The organism is Paenibacillus sp. BK033 (assembly GCF_004345425.1).
Taxonomy (GTDB): domain Bacteria; phylum Bacillota; class Bacilli; order Paenibacillales; family Paenibacillaceae; genus Pristimantibacillus.
In genome coordinates this window covers 1,464,554-1,485,410 of the sequence record NZ_SLVP01000001.1, presented here as the reverse complement: position 1 = coordinate 1,485,410, position 20,857 = coordinate 1,464,554, and the positions used below count along the sequence as shown (strand labels likewise).

The 20,857-nt window shown below is 54.9% G+C and carries 19 protein-coding genes; 4 read left to right on the top strand and 15 right to left on the bottom strand.

The genetic code is table 11. The annotated features are described in order from the left end of the window. Positions 1 to 92: 92 nt before the first annotated feature. The 12 genes from hfq to EV294_RS06635 all read right to left on the bottom strand — a co-directional run bounded on the left by hfq (position 93) and on the right by EV294_RS06635 (position 14,793). Positions 93 to 335, bottom strand: a complete 243-nt coding sequence (hfq, locus tag EV294_RS06690) for an RNA chaperone Hfq (protein WP_015844208.1) — start codon at positions 333 to 335, stop codon at positions 93 to 95. Then, the gene (gene miaA / locus EV294_RS06685; RefSeq protein WP_132304982.1) at positions 332 to 1,339 is read right to left on the bottom strand and encodes a tRNA (adenosine(37)-N6)-dimethylallyltransferase MiaA; all 1,008 of its coding nucleotides are present in this window, start codon (positions 1,337 to 1,339) and stop codon (positions 332 to 334) included. Before miaA ends, hfq begins: the two co-directional genes overlap by 4 nt. Further along, complete coding sequence (locus EV294_RS06680) at positions 1,320 to 2,111, bottom strand: class I SAM-dependent methyltransferase (protein WP_132304980.1); 792 nt, start codon at positions 2,109 to 2,111, stop codon at positions 1,320 to 1,322. Before EV294_RS06680 ends, miaA begins: the two co-directional genes overlap by 20 nt. After that, positions 2,108 to 4,150: a DNA mismatch repair endonuclease MutL gene (gene mutL, locus EV294_RS06675; RefSeq protein ID WP_132304978.1), complete on the bottom strand. Its 2,043-nt coding sequence runs from the start codon at positions 4,148 to 4,150 to the stop codon at positions 2,108 to 2,110. Before mutL ends, EV294_RS06680 begins: the two co-directional genes overlap by 4 nt. Positions 4,151 to 4,194: 44 nt before the next feature. After that, positions 4,195 to 6,894, bottom strand: coding sequence for a DNA mismatch repair protein MutS (gene mutS / locus EV294_RS06670; RefSeq protein WP_132304976.1), 2,700 nt, complete (start codon positions 6,892 to 6,894; stop codon positions 4,195 to 4,197). Positions 6,895 to 7,261: 367 nt separating this feature from the next. Further along, positions 7,262 to 8,551, bottom strand: a complete 1,290-nt coding sequence (locus EV294_RS06665; RefSeq protein ID WP_165930592.1) for a putative amidoligase domain-containing protein — start codon at positions 8,549 to 8,551, stop codon at positions 7,262 to 7,264. Positions 8,552 to 8,627: 76 nt separating this feature from the next. Further along, complete coding sequence (locus tag EV294_RS06660; RefSeq protein ID WP_127491414.1) at positions 8,628 to 9,185, bottom strand: outer spore coat protein CotE; 558 nt, start codon at positions 9,183 to 9,185, stop codon at positions 8,628 to 8,630. 106 nt (positions 9,186 to 9,291) lie between these two features. Then, positions 9,292 to 10,260, bottom strand: coding sequence for an aromatic acid exporter family protein (locus tag EV294_RS06655; protein ID WP_132304972.1), 969 nt, complete (start codon positions 10,258 to 10,260; stop codon positions 9,292 to 9,294). A gap of 38 nt (positions 10,261 to 10,298) precedes the next feature. Next, positions 10,299 to 11,165, bottom strand: a complete 867-nt coding sequence (locus EV294_RS06650) for an ABC transporter permease (protein ID WP_132304970.1) — start codon at positions 11,163 to 11,165, stop codon at positions 10,299 to 10,301. Next, positions 11,158 to 11,952 (bottom strand): ABC transporter ATP-binding protein, encoded by a 795-nt coding sequence (locus EV294_RS06645; protein WP_132304968.1) that lies wholly within the window; start codon positions 11,950 to 11,952, stop codon positions 11,158 to 11,160. Before EV294_RS06645 ends, EV294_RS06650 begins: the two co-directional genes overlap by 8 nt. 78 nt (positions 11,953 to 12,030) lie before the next feature. After that, on the bottom strand, positions 12,031 to 13,041 hold the full coding sequence (locus tag EV294_RS06640; protein ID WP_132304966.1) for an ABC transporter substrate-binding protein: 1,011 nt from the start codon (positions 13,039 to 13,041) through the stop codon (positions 12,031 to 12,033). Between the two features lie 240 nt (positions 13,042 to 13,281). Further along, entirely contained in the window at positions 13,282 to 14,793 is a 1,512-nt protein-coding gene (locus EV294_RS06635) for a carboxypeptidase M32 (protein WP_132304964.1), read from the bottom strand. A 135-nt stretch (positions 14,794 to 14,928) separates the two neighbouring features. On the opposite strand from EV294_RS06635, the gene EV294_RS06630 reads away from it, so the two are divergent. Further along, positions 14,929 to 15,249, top strand: coding sequence for an iron-sulfur cluster biosynthesis family protein (locus EV294_RS06630; RefSeq protein ID WP_132304962.1), 321 nt, complete (start codon positions 14,929 to 14,931; stop codon positions 15,247 to 15,249). A gap of 23 nt (positions 15,250 to 15,272) precedes the next feature. Further along, complete coding sequence (locus EV294_RS06625) at positions 15,273 to 15,836, top strand: beta-class carbonic anhydrase (protein ID WP_132304960.1); 564 nt, start codon at positions 15,273 to 15,275, stop codon at positions 15,834 to 15,836. Between the two features lie 29 nt (positions 15,837 to 15,865). On the opposite strand, the gene EV294_RS06620 is transcribed toward EV294_RS06625, so the two are convergent. After that, entirely contained in the window at positions 15,866 to 16,399 is a 534-nt protein-coding gene (locus EV294_RS06620) for a DUF309 domain-containing protein (RefSeq protein WP_132304958.1), read from the bottom strand. Positions 16,400 to 16,537: 138 nt separating this feature from the next. On the opposite strand from EV294_RS06620, the gene EV294_RS06615 reads away from it, so the two are divergent. After that, the gene (locus EV294_RS06615) at positions 16,538 to 16,966 is read left to right on the top strand and encodes a hypothetical protein (RefSeq protein ID WP_132304956.1); all 429 of its coding nucleotides are present in this window, start codon (positions 16,538 to 16,540) and stop codon (positions 16,964 to 16,966) included. Continuing rightward, positions 16,967 to 17,251, top strand: coding sequence for a YxcD family protein (locus EV294_RS06610; RefSeq protein WP_132304954.1), 285 nt, complete (start codon positions 16,967 to 16,969; stop codon positions 17,249 to 17,251). A gap of 71 nt (positions 17,252 to 17,322) precedes the next feature. On the opposite strand, the gene EV294_RS30245 is transcribed toward EV294_RS06610, so the two are convergent. After that, a complete protein-coding gene (locus EV294_RS30245; protein ID WP_165930591.1) occupies positions 17,323 to 17,475 on the bottom strand; it encodes a hypothetical protein in 153 nt (50 codons plus the stop codon). A gap of 88 nt (positions 17,476 to 17,563) precedes the next feature. After that, on the bottom strand, positions 17,564 to 20,794 hold the full coding sequence (gene icmF, locus EV294_RS06605; protein WP_132304952.1) for a fused isobutyryl-CoA mutase/GTPase IcmF: 3,231 nt from the start codon (positions 20,792 to 20,794) through the stop codon (positions 17,564 to 17,566). Between the last annotated feature and the right edge of the window lie 63 nt (positions 20,795 to 20,857).

The following is a 20,857-nucleotide window of genomic DNA, read 5'->3' as shown; positions in this document are numbered from 1 at the left end:
AGAACAACCCTGCTGGAGCGGGTTGTTCTTGCCTTCCGCTATCAAGTTAAACGTTACCTGCAAGAAGAAGGTTTCACAAATAACGTTACGTTCTATGCTTCCGAAGCACTGTTGTCTTGCATTAAGGATACGTTACGCTGAGGAGTAAACGTCGAAATCGCGTGCTTGTACACCATTTGCTGACGGCCTTCGCTGTCAATGATGATCGTAAAGTTATCGAACGCTTTAATAACGCCTCTGATCTGAAAGCCGTTCATTAAGAAAACCGTAACCGGAATGTTGTCTTTACGCAGTTGGTTCAAGAAAGTATCTTGAATATTGATCGATTTGTTCATTGGACGTTACCCCCGTCTAAAAAAGATTGATTAGAAGTATATTCAAGATTGACTTGAAACTTTCCTGCTATTATACCATGAATCCGCCGCAAATTGTTGTGAAAATTTTCCCCCATGTCGATCCACTCGATATCCTTCATGTGCCGGAACCAGGAAAGCTGGCGTTTGGCGAACCTTCTCGTATCCCGCTTCAGCAGCTCCACCGACGCCTCAAGCGTGCATTCGCCGCGCAGGTACATGACGATTTCCTTGTAGCCAAGCCCTTGCATGGCAAGGCTGTCCTCCGCCACGCCGCGGTCCAGCAGTCCTCTTACTTCCTCGACGAGTCCATCCTCCAGCATTTGATCAACCCGCTGTTCGATACGCGAGTAGAGCACTTTTCTATCCATGGCGAGACCTAGTATACACAATTCGTAGGGCGATTCTTTTTTCTGTCTTTCCAGCTGCGCAGACATCATCTCGCCGGACAGATGAAAGATTTCAAGCGCCCGGATGATGCGGCGCTGATCATTCGGGTGCAGCCGTTCGGCGGATTTCGGGTCTACCGCGGCTAGTCTGGCATGGAGCGCTTCCGCGCCGTGCTCATCGGCATATCGCTGCTGCTCGTCGCGGAATGCTGGATCCGAGCCGTTTTCGTTAAATTCAAAGCCGTAGCAGACGGATTCAACGTAAAGTCCGGTGCCTCCCACGATAAAAGGAAGCTTTCCTCTTGCCGAAATATCGGCAATCGCTTCTCTGCAATGCTGCTGAAAGTCCGCGACCGAATAAGCCTCGTCCGGTTCGCAAATATCGATCAGATGATGGACGATCCCTTGCCGCTCGGCTAGAGGCAGCTTGGCCGTGCCGATATCCATCTCCTTGTATACCTGCATCGAATCGCCGGATATGATCTCGGCGTTCCATGCTTTGGCGAGATCGAGGCTGAGCTGTGTCTTGCCTACAGCCGTCGGTCCTACCAGAACAAGCAGCGGCTGCTTGCGTTCCTTATTTGCTGCTTCCTGCAACCTCTATCACTCCATAAGCTATTTTCGACGTATTCACATGCCGCCGTTCGAATCCAAGCCGTTCGAATTCCCCGCTCTCGCGGTGCTCCTTCATGACGACGGTCTTGCGCGCGACCCTGATCGCCTCCCGCACGGCTTCCACCGTCAGCGCACTGCCGTTGGCCAGCTTGCGCAGCGGCTCCAAGGCGCTGGATTCGTGAATCGGCTGCCGGAACATCGGATCGAAGTATACGATATCGACGCTGTTGTCCGGAAGTCCCGCCAAATATTCGGCATGATTAACGTTGATCATTCGGATTCTGCGCATGGCTGCATCCACATCCGTTAAGCCGGACTGATAGCCGGCCAATCCTTCGCGCACGACCGCGCACAAGACCGGCTCGCTTTCTATGGCCGTCACCGCTCCCGTCTCTCCTGCCGCGTACGAGAATACGAGAGAATCCGCGGCAAGACCGGCGGTACAATCTATGACGATGTCTCCCGGCTTACAGCCCGTCAGATCAAGCAGCGGATCGCTTTCTCCGCGCCGCAGTCTCTTCACCCTTACGAATGCCATGCTGGGATGAAAATAGAGCGGCGACTCCGTCTGGCCGTCGTAATAGCGGACTTCCTTCTCCGTTACGACGATCAGCCGGATCACAGCCATCCTTTCCGCCATCTGGCGAAGCGTCTGTTTGCCTCGCGGTACGTACGGAGCGGACAGCTCTCCCGCAAGCCTTCTGGCTGTCGATAACGCCCGCTGAGACGGCTTGTCGGAGGTAGTTACAATCATGACATCACCCGTTTAAACATTTTTTCAAGCTGATAAGTCGAAAGATGAACCACAATCGGACGGCCATGCGGACAGGTATAAGGCTGGTTGCAGGCCGCGAGTCGGGCCAGCAATGCTTCTCCCTCTTCACGGGTCTTCCGGTCGTTGGCTTTAATCGACGCTTTGCAGGAGCACATAATCGCCGCTTTTTCCCTGAGCTTCGCGATATTGATGGACTTGCGTTCGCTTAGCAGCAATTCTGCCATTTCCTCGATAATGGCCTGCTCCTCGCCCTGCGGGAACCATTCCGGGTACGAGCGGACAAGAAAAGTCTGCGCCCCAAAGGGCTCCAATTCAACTCCGGCTTCCTGGAATAAACCGGTCATGCCTCGCAGCTGCTCCGCTTCGCCGGATGTAAATTCCAAGGTGAGCGGAACGAGAAGCTGCTGGCTTGCCGCTTGCGGATTGCCGAATTTCCGGAAGTAATATTCGTAATTAATCCGTTCGTGCGCGGCATGCTGATCGATCAGATACAGACCTTCCTCAGCTTGCGCCACGATATACGTGCCGTGCAGCTGCCCGATCCAGTACAGCTCCGGGAAAGCCGGCGTACCGTCCGGCCGCTCCTTCGTCTCTCCGACTGGCGGCTCCGAATCAGGGGCCTGGGATGGGGCTGCCGTTTCTTCCGGTGCCTGCAGCGCCGGCGCGGCTTGCTCCCAGGGAGCCGCTGCTTCGCGAACGGATATGTCGCGCTGCTCCGCGGGCTTGTACAAACGCTCCGCCGCATCCTTTGGCACGTAATCGCGCTTCGGAAGCTGAGGGAACGACGGATTGTAGGCTGAGCCCGTCCCAGCTGACGGTAACGATGATGAGCCGGCCGGTCTGCTTGGATTATAGGCGCTTGACGAACGGGCGGAACTGCCCGAAGCTCCCGACGGACCGTCGGCACTGGGTGGCGTCCGTTCCTGTCCCCAAGGCATCGACAGCGGATCCGGCCGGTGGAAGGAGATCGCATCCTGTACGAACAGCCGCTTCTCCCTCTCCTGCTTTTCGGCCGGACCCGGAATATGCCGGACCTGTCCTAGAGCTCCTTTTACCGCCTGCTCTACCAAAGTTCTAAGTTCGTTTTCCTTGCTGAACCGGACTTCCATCTTGGAAGGATGCACGTTCACGTCAAGGAGGCTTGGATGCATGCCGATCTCCAATACCACGATCGGGAAGCGGTTGATTGGCAGCAGCGTATGATAAGCCTGCAGGATCGCCTGGTTGACCGCATGACTGCGGATGTACCGGCCGTTGACGATCACGGTCATGCCGTTGCGGTTCGCCCGCGTCAGCTCCGGCTTCGATACGTAACCGCTCAAATCGTAATCAGACGTCTCGCCTTCCACCTTCAGCATCGCCTTAGCCGTATTCGTTCCATACACGGCCGCAATAACTTGCAAGCGGTCCCCCGTGCCAAGCGTCCGAAGCAGCACCGAACCGTTATGCTTCAGCGTGATCGCGATACCGGGATGCGCCAAGGCAATCCGGTAGACGTAATCGGTTATATGTCCAAGCTCCGTCTGGATCGCTTTCATGTATTTCAGCCTGGCCGGCGTGTTGTAAAACAAATCCCGCACCGACATATCGGTGCCTTGAGGGGAATTGGCAGGCTCGCTCGCCGTAACCGTTCCGCCTTCTATGACCAGGCGCTGGGCTAGTCCCGACGAATCGGTCGACGACACGCATTCGAGCCGCGATACGGCCGCGATACTCGGCAGCGCCTCGCCGCGGAAGCCAAGGCTTGCGATCTTGAACAGATCGCTGCTGGACGAGATTTTACTCGTGGCGTGCCGCTGGAACGCGGTTTCCATATCAGCCGGCTCTATGCCCGTGCCGTTATCGGTAACCCGAATAAACGACAATCCGCCTTCTTCGATCGTGATATCGATAACGAAGCTGCCGGCATCAATCGCGTTCTCGACCAGCTCCTTGATGACGGACGCAGGCCGTTCCACGACCTCGCCCGCCGCAATCTGGTTGGCAAGCTGCTCGTCCAATACCTGGATTTTCCCCATGCGAAACCCTCCTCGCTTCTAAACCTTTTATGCTGCCTATCAGGTTAATCGTTCAGCTTCTGCTTCATTTCGTTCAGCCATTGCATCGCTTGCATCGGCGTCATATTGAACAAGTCCAGCTTCCGGAGCTGGTCGGCGAGCTGCTCGGCCTTCGGCGAAGCTTTGCGGCGTCCCTGCTCCTGCGGCGGTTGAACAGGCGCTTCCGGCTCGTCAAAAATAGAGAGCTGGACAGCGGCTGCCGTTTCCTTGAATACCAGTCCGGAATCGGGAACCGCAGTATAAGACGAAGCTGTCGGAGCTTCAGCCGCCACGCTTGAGGCCGTAATGGCAGGGCTTGCCGACGGCTTCTCCGAAGCCCCTTCCTCCAATTGCTCAAGCAGGACGTAAGCCCGGTCAATAATGGAATTCGGAAGCCCCGCCAGCCTTGCGCAATAAATCCCGTAGCTTGTGCTTGCCGCTCCGGGAATCAGCTTGCGCAGGAAGGTCACATGATCGCCGCTTTCTTGTACGGCCATGCAGGCGTTCGCCAGCTTCGGAAGAGAAGCCTCCAGATGCGACAGCTCATGGAAATGCGTGGAGACAAGCGCTTTGCAGCCGATATGGTGATGGACGAATTCGATGACCGCCTGCGCGATAGACATCCCTTCGCTTGTCGACGTGCCGCGGCCAAGCTCGTCAATGATAACGAGGCTGCTTGCCGTGGCCTTTTCCGTCATGAGCTGAATATCCTTCATCTCGACCATAAACGTGCTTTGACCGCCGATAAGATCGTCGGCCGCGCCAATCCGGGTAAAGATGCGGTCGATCATCGGGATTTCCGCCGTCTTTGCCGGCACAAAGCAGCCGATCTGCGCCATGATGCAAATCAGGGCTACCTGGCGCATATAGGTGCTCTTGCCCGCCATATTCGGACCGGTAATGAGCAGCATCGACTGCTCCTCTTGGCGAAGCGCAGTAGCGTTGTTAATAAACGGCACGCCGTCCATTACCGCCTCAACAACCGGATGGCGTCCTTTTTCAATGACGAGATCGTATTGATCGGTTATTACCGGACGGACGAATCTTCTCTCCGCGCTGACCGTGGCGAGCGACTGATAAACGTCAAGCTCCGCCACGACCTCGGCGAGCCTCTGCAGACGATGAAGCTGCAGGGCAAGATGATCCCGCAGCTCGATGAAGCGGGCGTACTCCAGATCAACCATTTTGTCCTCGGCTTCGAGAATTAGCCGTTCCTTCTCCTTCAGCTCCGGCGTGACGAAGCGTTCCGCGTTCGCCAGCGTCTGCTTCCGCTCGTAACGTCCTTCGGGCAGCATGCCCAAGGCGCCTTTGGATACCTCGAGATAATAACCGAACACTTTGTTGAAACCGATTTTTATCGTTTTGATGCCGGTCGCTTCGCGTTCCCGTCGTTCCAGCTCGGCTAGCCATTTCTTGCCGTTCGTGCTGGCTTCCCGAAGCTGATCGAGGTAATCGTCGTAACCGGCGCGGATTAACCCGCCTTCCCGTAACGATACGGGAGGCTCGTCCACGATAACCGTCTCGATCAGATCGGCCAGATCGGAGCAGTCGTCCAGACCGTCCACAAGCTGGCGAAGCCGCTCCGAGCCGGCTTGCCGCGCCAGCTCGACGAGCTGCGGCGTGCGGCGGATAGAGCTTTTCAGCGCGTTCATGTCCCTGCCGTTCGCGCTGCCGAAAGCGACCCGGCCAACCAGCCGCTCGAGATCGTACACCTGGTTCAGCTCCGAACGGATTTCGTCGCGGGCAATCAAATTCCGGTAGAGCGCATCCACCGCTTCGTACCGTTCTTCAATCTTCGAACGGTTGAGAAGCGGCTTGTCGATCCAGCGTCTGAGCAGCCTTGCCCCCATCGACGTCTGGGTTCGGTCGAGCAGCCACAGAAGGGAGCCTTTTTTGCTCCGGTCGCGCACCGTTTCGGTCAACTCGAGATTGCGGCGCGTGTAATGATCCAGAATCATGTATTGATTCGGCTCGTAAGAGCGGATTGTACGGACATGGCCTAGGGAGCGCTTCTGCGTCTCCTCGAGGTAACCGGTCAAGAGGCTGACCGCGCGGTAACGCGCATCGTTAAGTCCTTCCAGCTGCGACGCTTCGAACTGCTGGCGCAGCTTTTCTTCGGCCATTGGCTCGCGGCTTGTCAGCAGCACGGGGCGGTTCCAGGCCGCCTGCTCCTTGAGCTGTGCCAGCAGGCTTTCGTCGCCAACGATCTCGGCAGGCTGATAGACGTTAATTTCATCAATTAACGTATCGATATTGAAAGCCAGCGATGTGGCATACAGCTCGCCGGTCGACAGGTCGCAGGCGGCCATTCCGATTGCCGCCGTGGAGACCGATCCGACGGAAACGATAAAGTTATTTGATTTGCTCTCCAGAGACTTCGATTCCATGACCGTTCCCGGCGTAATGACGCGGACGATCTCCCGGCGCACGACGCCTTTGGCAGCGCTTGGGTCCTCCACCTGCTCGCAGACCGCAACCTTGAAGCCTTTTTCGACCAGCCTTGCAATATAGTTTTCCGCAGAGTGATAAGGGACGCCGCACATCGGGATTTTCTCCGAGACGCCGCCCTCTCTGCCTGTTAAAGTAATCTCAAGCTCGCGGGATGCATGGATAGCATCGTCAAAAAACATCTCGTAGAAATCGCCGAGACGGAAGAAAAGGAACGCGTCTTTCGCTTGCTCCTTAATTGCGAGATATTGTTGAATCATCGGGGTATAACTGGCCACCGTTGCCCCTCCCAGGTACATAGCATTCAAGCGTAAACGGCGCTCCGTCCTTAAAAGGAGAAGCATGCGTTTCGCGAGTGAAATACAAGAGCGGTATAGTGAAAACCTATACTTTCTTATATTTAATAAAAACATCATTCTGCTATTATACCAAGCCTATTGCCGCGCGCCAACCTGCATGGCCCAAGCCGGGCAGGCAGCCGGAAGAAAAAACCCTGTTATCGCCTGAGACAGCCCAAACGATACCCCGCACTTAGCGGTGGACGCAATGACCGCCAACCAGATTTGAAATCGAGACTGGACGAGCGATTCGAAAAAGCGGACGCAAGCGAGCCGGCGCCAGGAACGTTGGCAACCGGCGCAGCCATCATAGACGCGGGATGCGCCATTTGACGCGGATGTCAGCCCGCTCATCCCACGTGGCGCCGCGCCTCGCCGCATCGAGCAGAGGCTCGATGTACGGCGCCAGCGCGGCATAGCTGTTTGTCGCCGACATAGAAGCGGCGACGCCGTCGAGACAGCCGGCGAGCTCTGCGCGGTCGCCGGCGTAGTAAGCTGCGACATACCGCTCGTCAAGAGCCGGTATGTCCTGCAAGGCATCCGCCTCGCGCGCGCAGAGAAGCGCCAGCGCGAAGGCGGCTTTGGCCGCGGCCGGCGACACCAGCCAGCTCGGCAGCGTCCGGTATTCGAAGCCGCCATGCGGCTGCTGGCGGTAATCGCCCAGAACGCCGTAGCGGGGTCGCCGCCCGCGGCCGGCGGGATCCTCGACCAGCGCCAGCGGGAACGCGGCGTAGCTGTCGAGCAGGCGCAGCAGGCGCGGCGTCAGTCGCACGCCGCTGAGATGGATATGCCCGCCGAGCGCAAGCCCCGGCACGGGCATGGCACCCGCGGCCCAGCGGAGACTCGGGTCGCGGACAAGCTTGGCGGCCCGGAGCATCAGCCGCCGGATGCCCTCCGCGAGCCCGGCCGGGTCTGCGGCAGGCTCGGGCCGCAGCTCGGCGACGGGATACATCAGCCGCCGCCCGATCAGCATGGCGTCGCTGCCCGCTGCACCGAAGACGCCGCCCAAATACCGGGAGGCCGGGGCGATCTTGCCGTCCGGCCGGATAAGCACAAACTCCGGATCCGCCCCGATCAGAAGCGGCGGTTCCCGGCGCTCCGCTTCCGCCTCTTTCAGCGGCAGCGGAGCTATTTTGCGGCACCTGGCCGCCCTCATGAACACGCGGCCGTCCGTCCCCAGCGCAACATCCGCTTCTCCGGCATCGATGCCCGCGGCATAAAGTCCCGCAATCCCTCTTCGTATTACCCGGCGGAGCACGGGATCCGCCGGCCATTCGGCCGGACGGCCGGCAGCGGCGGCCGCAATCGGTTCCCCGCCGCCTAACGTTCTGCCTGCCCGGTTAATCCGCTTAAGCTCAATCAGCGCAAGCTCGGAAGCCCGAATCCGGTATAAGCGTTCATCCTCCTGCGGACTCCGGTAAAGTCCCGCCCGCAGCCATCTTTCCCGCATTTCGGCTTCCGTCAAGGCTATGGCCTGCCGTTCGTTCCCAAGCCGGTTCAGCCGGTTGCCAGCCATACCCGCCCACCTACTTTGTATTGGATTCGATAATGATTTTAGAGGCATGCGGCGAATGCCCAAATTAATTGAATTCAACAAAAAGAGGGCTTTCGCCCTCGAATTTGCCGACATAGCGGCATATCTTACAGTACAGAAGCGGATAAGTGCTTCCGGCTTACAGGTCGTCGTCCAGTAAGTCTGGATCCAGATCCTCGTAATCCCCGTCGCCGAGACCGAACTCAAGTTCTTTGCCGTCGTCGTAGCCGCCCGGGAAGCAGGCTACCCAAACTTTTGTCTCGGCGATCATTTCAACCGCATACTCGCGCTCAACGCGAACGACAACGCCGGAACCGCTTGACGAGATGTTAGCCTCAATGCAATTCGGCTCCTGAATGCAATCGGCGGATACTTCTTCCGTGGAAGACCGATGCTTAGGGTCCAGATAAGAAAGAGGCACATGCTCAACGTAATGCACGGTTTCTTTTGCTACGTCCGTTTGCGAATTCTTGCTATACGAATACCAAATGTTGAGATCGTAAGTACCAATTACCTCAATTCCGTCGCCCGATCGAACCGCTTCATATTGGTGGTTGATTACCCACGCACCCAATATGCTGGTCGGGTGATGAGGCGGTGTTACGGTATGAGAGACAGTGGAAAACTTACGACCTTTCCCGCAGACAGCTTTCGTTATAATCTCTCTACCTTGTAGCTGTTTATCTGCAAATGTCATCGATTTAACCTCCTCCATACAATCATTCATTTAAAGTGTATGCAGGTCATTCGTCTAGGGTGACTGATTCTTTCCCGCGCCGCCACGAATTTTATCCCTCTTTATTTTATGGCTCCGCTTTGTCTAACATGACATTTCTTTTCTTTAATCGCTTGGCGATTGCCAAATATCTTTCAAGCTCCATCGTCATCTTCAAAATAGCGGCCCGAAGCTCGAATTCATCCCGCGTCCGCGGAAGCTCCATCGACTTGTACAGCTGCCTCAGCTCGGACAAGCGTTTTTCCGTTATCCCGCGGTATACTTCGGATTTCACTTCCCCGGACAGGAGCTCCAGCAGCTCCGCAAGCGGTTCGTTCTGCGGCAGCTTCTCGTAGACGAGCGCCAGCTCTTCCAGCATTGCCTGCACCGATTCGAGCTGGAGACGCCGCATTTCGAAGTAAGTGGACCAATAATGCTCTTGCCCGAATAGCCGGTTCTCCTTGTTCAGCACGGCCCGGCGCGCGCCTTCATCTATAACCCGGTGAACCTCGAGCAGCTCGCTGCCGTTCCAGATATGAGAGGGATCGCGGAGCGTCCTGCCCATCTCGGTGAAAATATCGCCGAGCAGCTTCTCGACGGACGCCTTGAGCCCTTCCAGCAGATGCTGATCCTTCGGCATATAGATGAAGTTGATTACGGTTGCCCAGCCAAGGCCGCATATCATGAGCAGCACTTCGTTTTCCAATACATCAACGGTGACTTCCCCGTGATTAAACAGCTGGAACACGATAACCGCGCTTGTCACAATCCCGTCTTTCAGCTGGAAGCGCGCCAATACGGGGAACGTCATCAAGATAAATAAAGCCACTACCCAAATATGAAAACCAAAGATCGTAAAGACCAAAGAGGCAAAAAAAAGTCCCAGCGAAGAAGCGACGAAACGCTGAATAGCGCTCTTCAGCCCTTTCATCCGGCTGACTTCTACACCGAGAATAGCAAGAATACCCGCGCCAAGCGGCGGCTCCAAGTTCAAATATACAGCCGAATAAATGGCGATAATGGCTGCTAATGCTGTTTTGATGATGCGAATGCCCACTAATTTCCCTCACGTTCGGATAGATTAATACGCTTATCCTAACGCTCTCGCCAGCCTGACGTCAACTTCCGTTCCAATATCGCCACAAGTTGATACATAATGGTTGCGACAGCGGCGATGACAATCAGCGTGGACAACACGAGGGTGAAGTTGAACACCTGGAAGCCGTAGATCATCAGATAGCCGAGTCCAAGCTTTGCGACCAGGAATTCGCCGACGATAACCCCGATCCAGGCGAGACCGACATTGACCTTGAGGGCCGAAATAATAACCGGAAATGAGGCGGGAAGAATGACAAGCCGGAACAGCTGCGCCCTGCTCGCGCCAAATAGCCGGACCACCTTGATATAGCCCGCCTCGATCTCTCTGAACCGGTTGTAAATATTAATCGTTGTAATGATAACCGTTACCGACAAGGTTACCGCCACAATCGAAGTAAAGCCCGGTCCAAGCGTAACGATAAAAAGCGGACCTAGCGCAACCTTCGGCAGACTGTTCAATACGACCAGATAAGGATCCAGTACCCTCGATAAAAAAGGAAACCACCACAATAACGCGGCAATGCCGGTTCCGACAAGGGTACCGAGCAGAAATCCGATAATCGTCTCGGACACGGTCATTCCGATGTGCGGCCAGATCGTGCCGTCCGCCATCGAGCTCCACAGCTGGTTGATGATTTTGGTCGGGTAGCTGAACAGCAGCGGGTCGATCCATCTTTGCCTGCCTGCCGCTTCCCACAGAGCGATAAACAACAGCAGGATAGCAATCTGAGTGGTTCCTACTGCCGCGGTTACCCGTCTCGCCTTTTGCTTGAATAACGCGTGCAGCTCTCTCATTCCGCTCTCGCGGTCTTCCTCAACGCCGGATAACCATGCTTGCCCGCGCGTCTTCTCTTCCTTAGGCATGCCCGCCGCCTCCTTCCGCCCGGTTAAGCTCTGCCCACAGTTGATCGAATACGTCCTGGAAGCCCGGCAGCTTGCGCGCTTCCATCGGCGTTGCCTGCCGGATTTCATCCGGTACCTCAAGCTCCTTTACGATTCTGCCCGGATTCGCGGCCAGCACGATAACCCGGTCGCTCATCGCAGCGGCTTCCGCCAGATCGTGAGTGACGAGCACGGCCGTTTTGCCGAGACGCTTCAGCGTTTCGTCTACCAGATCCTCAAGCTGAAGCTTGATATGCAGATCGAGCGCGGAAAAAGGTTCATCGAGCAGCATCACTTCCGGATTCGTCGCAAGCATGCGGGCCAAGGCAACACGCTGCCGCATGCCGCCCGAAAGCTCGTGCGGATACTTGCTCCCCGAGCCCGGCAGTCCCAGCTCCGTTAATAGGCGATCGACTTCCGTCATCGCCTCTTTCGTTTTTCCGCCCGTAATTTCCAGGCCTATTGCCGCGTTATCCCGAATTGTCCGCCACGGAAACAAGAAATCCTGCTGCAGCATGTAACCAACCAGCCGGGACGGACCAAGGACGGGCGCTCCTGCGAGAAGCACCTGCCCTCCCGTAGGAGAAAATAAACCCGCAAGCATGCTAAGAATCGTTGTCTTGCCGCAGCCGCTCGGACCGACGAGGCTGACGAACTCACCGCGCCGAACCGTCAAATTCAAATTCTCGACGGCCAAGGAAGCACCCTTTTCGTTTACGTAGACATGGGACACATCCTTCAGTTCCAGCCGATTATCTTCGCCAGCCATCGAAAGTCCCTCCTAAAAGTTCGCTTAATTGTTGAACATCTAAACAGCCATGGTCGTTCTTGCTTCTTAAACGCAAGCTTATTTCTTCACGTCTTGTATCGATTTCTCCGCAAAGCTGTTATCCACGATTTTGCCGTACTCCGTCCGTTCCTTGAGCTCGCCTGCCTGCGTCATTACGTCCAGCAGGTTGTTCCATTCGCCTTCGTCGATTACGGGGTCCGTTGCGTAAGAGCCTTGTTGTTTGTAACGGTCAATGGAACTGACCAGAATGTCTTTATCCACGTTGTCGAAGTAAGGGGCAACAACGTCCGCAATCGTTGCGGCATCGTTTTCTTGTACCCAAAGCTGAGCGCGGTGCACAGCATCCGTAAATGATTGAATGGCAGCCGTATTTTTCTTGATATAGCTTTGTTTCGCCATAAAGACGGTATACGGCAAATGCCCGCTCTCTACGCCAAAGGATGCGACAACCTTGCCGGTTCCTTGCTTTTCAAATACGGACGCCGTTGGCTCAAACAGCTGTACATAATCGCCCGTGCCGGATGCGAAGGCAGGCGCGATATTCGCAAAATCAACGTTTTGAATGAGTTCCAGGTCCGCATGAGGGTCGATGTTATGCTTCTTCAGCGTGAATTCGCCCGCCATTTGCGGCATGCCGCCTTTCCTTTGGCCGAGGAATGTTGCCCCCTTCAGATTGTTCCAGTCAAAATTCGGGTCATTGCGGGCAACCAGGAACGTACCGTCGGTTTGCGTCACTTGGGCAAAGTTGATAACCGGGTCGTCGGAACCTTGCTGGTACACGTAGATCGACGTTTCCGAACCGACAAGCGCGACGTCAATCGTGTTGGAGAGCAGCGCGGTCATCGTTTTGTCCCCGCCCGCCGTTGTTGTCAGCGTCACGTCCAGTCCTTCGTCAGCGAAAAACCCTTTCGCCAGAGCAACATACTCCGGAGCGTAAAAAACCGACCTCGTTACTTCGCCGATCGTCAGCTTAACCTTCTCCGAGCTTCCCTTGCCGCAGCCGGCCAGCGCGGCCGTTGTCGTAAGCGCCACAATCAGGAGCAGCGACAGCCATAGCTTCCTTCTCATCTGTAAACCTCCCGTGATTACTCAATTAAAGTAAGTAGTAAAGTACAATAGCCTATGCAGGAGGAAAAAAGTCGGTGAATTCCGAACAATGGGAACTCTTGGCTTGGAATCCTGAAACACAACGGCTGCTTGCCACCGATTAGCAGGCTTTTTCCGCGCTGCAGCAGTTTACGAGTTGAAACAATACCCGCGTGCCAAGCAAAAAAAAGCCGCCCCGACTCGGGACGGCCACTTTGTGGTTTACAGCTTATAAATATCCTTGTATTTGCGCTCGAGATAACTCACCAAATGCTGAGGATCCAGCGGCTTACCGGTAACGCTTTGGATCAGCTCCGACGGCGACTTCAGCTTGCCGTACCTGTAGATGCGCTCGGTCAGCCATTCCTTTATCGGAAGCAACTCGCCGCGGCCGATCAGGCTCCAGAAGCCTTCGAGCTCCCGCTCCATCGTGTCGGCGATTTGCGCGGCGTACATATTGCCAAGCGAATACGACGGGAAGTAGCCAAACGCTCCGCCGGACCAGTGAACGTCCTGCAGCACGCCCTCCGCGTTAGTCGGCGGAACGATGCCCAGGTACTCCTTGTACTTGTCGTTCCAGATCGCCGGGAGGTCCGCTGCTTTTGCGCCTTCATTAAAGATCATTTTCTCGATCTCGTAACGAATGATAATGTGCAGGTTGTACGTCAGCTCGTCGGCTTCGATCCGGATCAGGGACGGCTGCACGACGTTAATGCCGCGGTAGAACTGTTCGACCGACACGTCAAGCTGGCCGGGGAATTTCTCCTGCAGCTTGCCGAAATATTGCTCCCAGAACGGCTTGCTTCGTCCGATGACATTTTCCCAGAAGCGCGACTGCGATTCGTGAATGCCCATCGAAGTACCCGTGCACAGCGTAGTGCCGATCAGCTCGGGCATAATATTTTGCTCGTACAAGGCATGTCCGCCCTCATGTATGGTACCGAACAGCGCGCTTGTCACATCATTCTCCAGGTAACGGGTCGTGATGCGGACATCGCCCGGGTTAAGCCCGGTTGCAAACGGATGAACGCTCTCGTCGAGGCGGCCTGCTTCGAAGTTGTAGCCCATCTGGTTCAAAATATACAAGCTGAACGCTTTTTGCGCCTGCTTATCGTATTTTTGCCCCAGAAAGGAAGTATCCGGCTGATGCGGGGACGCCGCAATTGCGGCAGCAAGCGGAACCAGCTGCTCGCGCAAGCCGCCGAACACGCGGTCCAGCTCTGCCGTCGTCATACCCGGCTCATACTGGTCAAGCAAGGTATCGTAGCGGGTTGCTTTCGGCCCCCACAGGTCAATAAATTGCTGCGTATAATCGATGACTTTTTCGAGCAGCGGCTGGAAGCCGGCGTAATCGTTGCTTGCTTTGGCTTCCTCCCATTTGGATTCCGCTTGCGATGAAAGCACAACGTATTCTTGATAAAGCTTTGGCGGAATTTTGACGCTTCGATCGTAGTCTTTGCGCGTTTCGCTAACGAGCTTCCGTTCAATATCGGATAATTGCTCACGGGCGGCCGGCTGCTCCAGCTCGTTCAAATATTCGCCAAGCTCGGGCGAAGTCGAGAGCTTGAACATGTCGCCGGACAAAGCGCCGATAACCTCCGAGCGGGTATCCATGCCTTTGCGCGGCGCTCCGGTCCGAAGATCCCAATACAGGACGCCAAGCGCTTCCTCGTAGCTTTTCATTTTACGGATTGTTTCCATAAATTTTGCGGTTGTTTCCTTATGTACCGTCATTATTCCATCCACCTTCCCCATTCCAAATTTGCTCATTTTGAACAGAGCCTATCTTGATCTTAACGATTACAAAACGTATAATCAACTTTAACCTTTTTTGTCGTTAATAGAGTAGAGAGAAGGAGAGAATACGACATGCGCATAACTTTTACTCCTGCTGCCGTTACGTCGCTGGCCCCTTACATAGAGGAAGGCCGCAAGCAGCTGAAGCTGCTGCATGATACCGAAGGCTGCGGCTGCGTCGTCAGCGGCGTCCCGGCGCTTCAGCTCATTGAGCAAGGCGGCCCGGACGACCGGCTTGCCCAAGGCGACCCGTTCCCGTTCTGGTTCGAGCCTCGCCACGAAGTGTTTTTCGAGCCGGAGCTTCGTATTGATTATGATGCCGCCCGCGAAGCGTACAGCCTCAAGAGCGACAGCCAGATCTATACGCTTGACCTTCGTTTTCTGAAGAACTAATCTTTTTATTAGGAGGTAATCAAATGAACAACTTGGAAAAAATCTTGAACCACAACAAAGCTTTCGTCGAAAACAAGGAATACGAGCAATATCTGACGGATAAGTTCCCTAACCGCAAAATCGTTGTCGTCACATGCATGGACACCCGGCTTGTTGAGCTGCTCCCTAAAGCATTGAACCTGAAAAACGGCGATGCCAAAATCATCAAAAACGCAGGCGCGATTATTACGCAGCCATTCGGCAACATTATGCGCAGCGTCCTTGTAGCCCTGTACGAGCTGAAGGCAGACGAAGTATTTATTATTGCGCACCACGGATGCGGCATGACCGGCATCGATCCGGAGACTGTTGTCGGCCACATGCTGGAACGCGGCATTTCCGAGCAAACGATCAACACGCTCCGTCATTCCGGCGTAGACCTGAACCGCTGGCTGACCGGCTTTGACAACCTGCGCGACAGCGTCGAGAAGAGCGTTAGCATCGTGCGCAACCACCCGCTTCTTCCGCCTAACACTCCGGTACACGGCCTTGCCATTCACCCGGACACAGGCGCTCTTGACCTGATCGTGGACGGCTACCAAAAATAACATACAAAAAAGGAACCGGGCGCGCGTGGTTATTCCGCGGTCCGGTTCCTTTTTTTCGCTTCGATTGCTGCTGCCCTCTCCGCTAATACGTCGCTGCGGTCACGCAATTTATGCCGGTGAATCAAAGCATCCGCATTCATGGGGCTGCTGCTTCCCCATTTCACCTGTAAGGCATCGCATAGCTGAATGCAATGCCGCTCCAGCTCGGGATCCGTTACGACAAGCGTCATGTCTCGGTAAGGCAGCGATTGACCCTTTCGCAGGCAGTCGTACCGGCGCGAAAGATCCTCGATCGTCCGCGTTCCGTCCAGACCTAACTGCTCAAGGGAGAGCAGATCCAGCTTCCCGAGCGCCTTTTCGTACATTTTTAAAGCACCATTCGAATTCCCCCGCCGCTCGTGATATTGGCCGACGGCAAGCTGAATGAGTCCAACCCACAACAACGCCCGGGGATCGTCCGGATGCTCCTTCCAGTGCTCCTCCAGTAGCTCATGACATTCGAAGAAATCCCGCGTCCCGTTAAACTCCGCTAGGTACGATATATAAGCAGATGGATAATTCATAGGGGTTCTCTCCTTTGCATATATATGATTTGGAACATTGTGTACAAAAATATTTTTGAAACCTCCGTTAATATTAGCCGTAAATGTGTATCATAGCAATTATTGAGCTACACATCGAAGCAGGAGGAGACGTACAGAATGAAAAAAGGGTTACTAGTCATCATGGCTTTCGCTTTGTTTCTGACATTTGGTCTAGGCCAAGCGGATGCGGCAAAGCGCGGAGGAGGATTCAAATCTCCAAAACAAAGTTACACGCAAACCCCCAAGAAACAAGCTAACGTACAGGAATCGACTTCCGGTACAAAGACTGGCGCTACAACGAATAAAACCGGCGCTGCGACAACGAACAAAGGCTTTTTCAGCGGCGGCAGCTTTATGAAGGGTATGCTGATCGGCGGTCTCGCAGGCATGCTGTTCGGCGGTCTGCTTGGCAATATGGGCGGCATGGGTCAGTTCTTCGGCCTCCTCATTAACCTGATTGCGATCTTCGTTCTGGTACGAATCGTGATTTCGCTGTTCCGCATGTTCAAGAAGAAAAATAATCCCGATCCACGGAGACCTTACTAAATGACAAGAATTTACACGGACGAAATTATCAATGCCGTTTGTCTGCATATGGCAGATCGAAGAGGCGTGCAACCTTCGGACGTGGAGGTGCAGCTGGCTTGGGACGAAGAGTACGGCTTCACCGCGGAAGTATGGGTTAACGGTCGGAGCCAATATATCATTGAAGCGAATCTGCTCGAGGCTATCGAGCAATATATGTACCGGCAATACAACCGCCGCGTCTTCCGCACCAACATTAAGCTGGATGTGGACGAAGAGGAAATGTGGGCGGATATCGAGGATTAGCCGGGTATGAGATTAACCTCCAATTCTTATGAGTTGGAGGTTTTTCTATTCTCAAGAGTTATGTTTAGTTTTTAAGAGTCGCCCGCCTGCTTCTCTTCTTGTCTCCTCCGGTCATTCGCCCATGCCCGTTCAACGGCTTCCTGCGCGATATCCCGCTTCGGCAGATGAAGGTAAATAACGAGCAGCAATATCGAGTTCATCAAAGTTAAAATGAATGTCATCACAAGCACGGATGCTTCCCTCCGGTTCGTCTTAGCTTTTCATTCGGCTTTATCTCGCCATAGCTATTTTCCTATATTTTCTATCCCATCCTTACATATTCCTCCTGTATTGCCCCCCAACTTCGAATAACGCATCCGTGATTTGACCGATCGAGGCGCTTTTTACAACCTCCATTAAGGCTTCGAACAGATTGCCGCCGGTTACCGCCGCCTTCTTCAGCTCCTCGAGCGCGTCCGGGCACTCCTCCTGATGTTTTTTCTGAAAAGCCTGCAATCGGCGGATTTGAGCCAACCTCTCTGCTTCCGTCGACCGTGCCAGCTCGATATCCGTTCGCGTTTCTTCGGGATTGGGATTGAGGAACGTGTTCACTCCGATAATCGGCAGCTCACCGGCATGCTTTTTCTGTTCGTAAAATAACGATTCCTCCTGGATCTTCCCCCGTTGATACTGGGTTTCCATGGCGCCCAGCACCCCGCCGCGCTCATGAATGCGCAGAAACTCCTCCAGCACGGCCTCCTCCACCAGGTCGGTCAGCTCTTCCACGATAAAAGAGCCCTGGAGAGGATTCTCGTTCTTCGCGAGTCCAAATTCCCGATTGATAATAAGCTGGATCGCCATTGCCCTTCGGACGGAGTTCTCCGTAGGGGTCGTGACCGCCTCGTCATACGCGTTGGTATGCAGGGAGTTACAGTTATCGTAAGTGGCCATTAACGCTTGCAGCGTGGTCCGGATATCGTTAAAATCCATTTCCTGCGCATGCAGCGAACGGCCGGATGTCTGGATGTGGTATTTTAGCTTCTGGCTTCGTTCGTTAGCCCCGTATTTAAATTTCATGACGGTTGCCCAGATGCGCCGCGCCACGCGCCCCATTACGCTGTATTCGGGATCAAGGCCGTTGCTGAAGAAGAACGATAGATTTGGAGCAAAGTCATCGATAGACATGCCCCTGGCCAAATAATACTCGACATAAGTGAAGCCGTTAGCCAGCGTAAAAGCCAGCTGCGTGACCGGATTTGCGCCAGCCTCCGCAATGTGGTATCCGCTTATGCTGACGGAATAATAATGGCGTACGCCGTGATCGATAAAATATTGCTGGATGTCTCCCATCATTTTAAGCGAAAATTCCGTGCTGAAAATGCAGGTATTCTGACCTTGGTCCTCCTTCAAAATATCCGCCTGCACCGTACCTCTCACGGATCGGAGCGCTCCCGCCTTGATGTTCCGGTACTCCGATTCATCCGGCTGTCGGCCGTTTTCCGCAATGAATTTATCCGCCTGCTGATCGATCGCCGTATTCATGAACATAGCCAGCAGGATAGGCGCCGGCCCGTTAATCGTCATCGACACGCTGACCGACGGATGGCAGAGATCAAAGCCTTCGTACAGCTTTTTCATATCCTCAAGCGTACAAACATTGACCCCGCTGTTCCCGATCCTTCCGTATATATCCGGGCGGTTGCTTGGATCCTGGCCGTATAAGGTCACGCTGTCGAAGGCTGTGGATAACCGCTTGGCCTCGTCATTCCGGCACAAATAATGGAACCGGCGGTTCGTCCGCTCCGGCGTGCCTTCTCCGGCAAACTGGCGTTTGGGTTCCTCGTCGGTTCGCTTAAAGGCGAATACACCCGCCGTGTACGGGAAATACCCCGGCAAGTTCTCTTTCAGAAGCCAGCGGAGCAGCTCGCCCGTCTCATGGAATTTGGGAAGGCTGACTTTAGGCACCGCGCTGCCCGAAAGCGATTCCAGAACAACAGGCCGGTAAAGATTGCGGATGGTCGGCCAATCGGCAAGCTGTTTCCGGCAATCGGGATGCAGCCGGTCTTCCCATTCCGCAGCCATCGCGTCCAGCTTATCCGCGAAAAACGCCGTTTCCTCTCTTGTCAGAAGCCGTTCCTGATTGGCGTAAATGAGCTGTCTCGTACCCTTCAGCTGGGCAATCGTGCGGACAACCGCAACCTGCTCCTCGATATCCTTCTTGTATTGCCGGACCGTCTGAACAATCTCTCGCAAATATCCGGTACGGTCCTGCGGAATAATCAAGTTTCTCTTTGTAGCCCTTAAACCGGACTCATCCAGCCGAACCGGCCAACTGCCGCCGGATTTGTCCTGGGCAAGCTTCATCACGTGCCGGAAGAGCATCGTTACGCCCGGGTCGTTGAATTGACTCGCCATCGTTCCGAATACGGGAAGCTGCTCATTATGAGCCGTATCAAGCCGTCTACTGCGCTTATACTGCCTGCGGACATCCCTCAAGGCATCCTCCGAGCCTTGGCGTTCAAATTTGTTAATGACGATCACGTCGGCGTAATCGATCATATCGATTTTCTCCAGCTGGCTAGCGGCGCCGTATTCGCTGGTCATGACGTACATGGCGATATCGCACAGCTCTACTATGGCAGCATCCCCTTGGCCAATTCCGCTTGTCTCCACGATAACAAAGTCGTATCCCGCATGCTTGGCGACTGCGATCGCGTCGCTTGTGGCTTCGCTGATCTCCGTCTTTGATTTTCTTGTGGCCATACTGCGCATGAATGCCCGCGGATCATGAATGGCATTCATTCGGATCCTATCCCCCAGCAGCGCTCCGCCGGACTTCATCTTGGTCGGATCCACCGAGATGACGGCAATCGAGCGGTTGGGAAAATCGTCCAGGAATCGGCGTACAAGCTCATCCGTCAAGGAGCTTTTGCCGGCGCCTCCCGTTCCGGTTATTCCCAGCACCGGCACTCCGGGGACATTCTCCCTCAACTGCTGCAGTACGGCAGCTGTACAATCATCGGCAGACACGCCCGCAGCCTGATCCTCGGCCGAGGAGATCAGCCTTGCCATGGCTCCCCAATCGCGCTGCTTCGCCAGTCTAAGATCCTCTTCGGCCTGTCTCGGCGTCGGCTCATCGCAGGCTTCAATCATGAAATTGATCATTCCCTGCAGCCCCATCCTGCGGCCGTCCTCCGGGGAGAAGACTTTGGCGATGCCATAACGCTCCAACGCTTCAATCTCGGAGGGAATAATGACGCCGCCCCCGCCAGCGAAAATTTTGATATGCCCCGCTCCGGCCTGCTTCAGCACATCAAACATATAAGTTAAATATTCGATATGGCCGCCCTGGTAAGAGCTGATCGCAATGCCCTGAACATCCTCTTGGATCGCAGCGCTGGTCACCTCCTGAACCGACCGGTTATGGCCGATATGAACAACCTCGACTCCGGAGGCTTGCAGAATCCGCCTCATAATGTTGATTGATGCGTCATGCCCGTCAAATAAAGCGGCTGCCGTAATGAACCGCACATGGTTTTGCGGGCGATATACGGGTATTTCCATGCTGGTTCCCGCCCCTTCCGATCAGGTTATACCGCTTCGGCTCCATCCATCCTATAACTACAA

Excerpts from the sequence above, each read along its gene's own strand:
- EV294_RS06640 (WP_132304966.1), bottom strand. The coding sequence starts at position 13,041 with ATGAGAAGGAAGCTATGGCTGTCGCTGCTCCTGATTGTGGCGCTTACG.
- EV294_RS06615 (WP_132304956.1), top strand. The coding sequence starts at position 16,538 with ATGAAAAAAGGGTTACTAGTCATCATGGCTTTCGCTTTGTTTCTGACA.
- EV294_RS06630 (WP_132304962.1), top strand. The coding sequence starts at position 14,929 with ATGCGCATAACTTTTACTCCTGCTGCCGTTACGTCGCTGGCCCCTTAC.
- hfq (WP_015844208.1), bottom strand. The coding sequence starts at position 335 with ATGAACAAATCGATCAATATTCAAGATACTTTCTTGAACCAACTGCGT.
- icmF (WP_132304952.1), bottom strand. The coding sequence starts at position 20,794 with ATGGAAATACCCGTATATCGCCCGCAAAACCATGTGCGGTTCATTACG.
- EV294_RS06610 (WP_132304954.1), top strand. The coding sequence starts at position 16,967 with ATGACAAGAATTTACACGGACGAAATTATCAATGCCGTTTGTCTGCAT.
- EV294_RS06660 (WP_127491414.1), bottom strand. The coding sequence starts at position 9,185 with ATGACATTTGCAGATAAACAGCTACAAGGTAGAGAGATTATAACGAAA.
- EV294_RS06625 (WP_132304960.1), top strand. The coding sequence starts at position 15,273 with ATGAACAACTTGGAAAAAATCTTGAACCACAACAAAGCTTTCGTCGAA.
- EV294_RS06680 (WP_132304980.1), bottom strand. The coding sequence starts at position 2,111 with ATGATTGTAACTACCTCCGACAAGCCGTCTCAGCGGGCGTTATCGACA.
- EV294_RS06635 (WP_132304964.1), bottom strand. The coding sequence starts at position 14,793 with ATGACGGTACATAAGGAAACAACCGCAAAATTTATGGAAACAATCCGT.
- EV294_RS06650 (WP_132304970.1), bottom strand. The coding sequence starts at position 11,165 with ATGCCTAAGGAAGAGAAGACGCGCGGGCAAGCATGGTTATCCGGCGTT.
- EV294_RS06620 (WP_132304958.1), bottom strand. The coding sequence starts at position 16,399 with ATGAATTATCCATCTGCTTATATATCGTACCTAGCGGAGTTTAACGGG.
- mutL (WP_132304978.1), bottom strand. The coding sequence starts at position 4,150 with ATGGGGAAAATCCAGGTATTGGACGAGCAGCTTGCCAACCAGATTGCG.
- EV294_RS06645 (WP_132304968.1), bottom strand. The coding sequence starts at position 11,952 with ATGGCTGGCGAAGATAATCGGCTGGAACTGAAGGATGTGTCCCATGTC.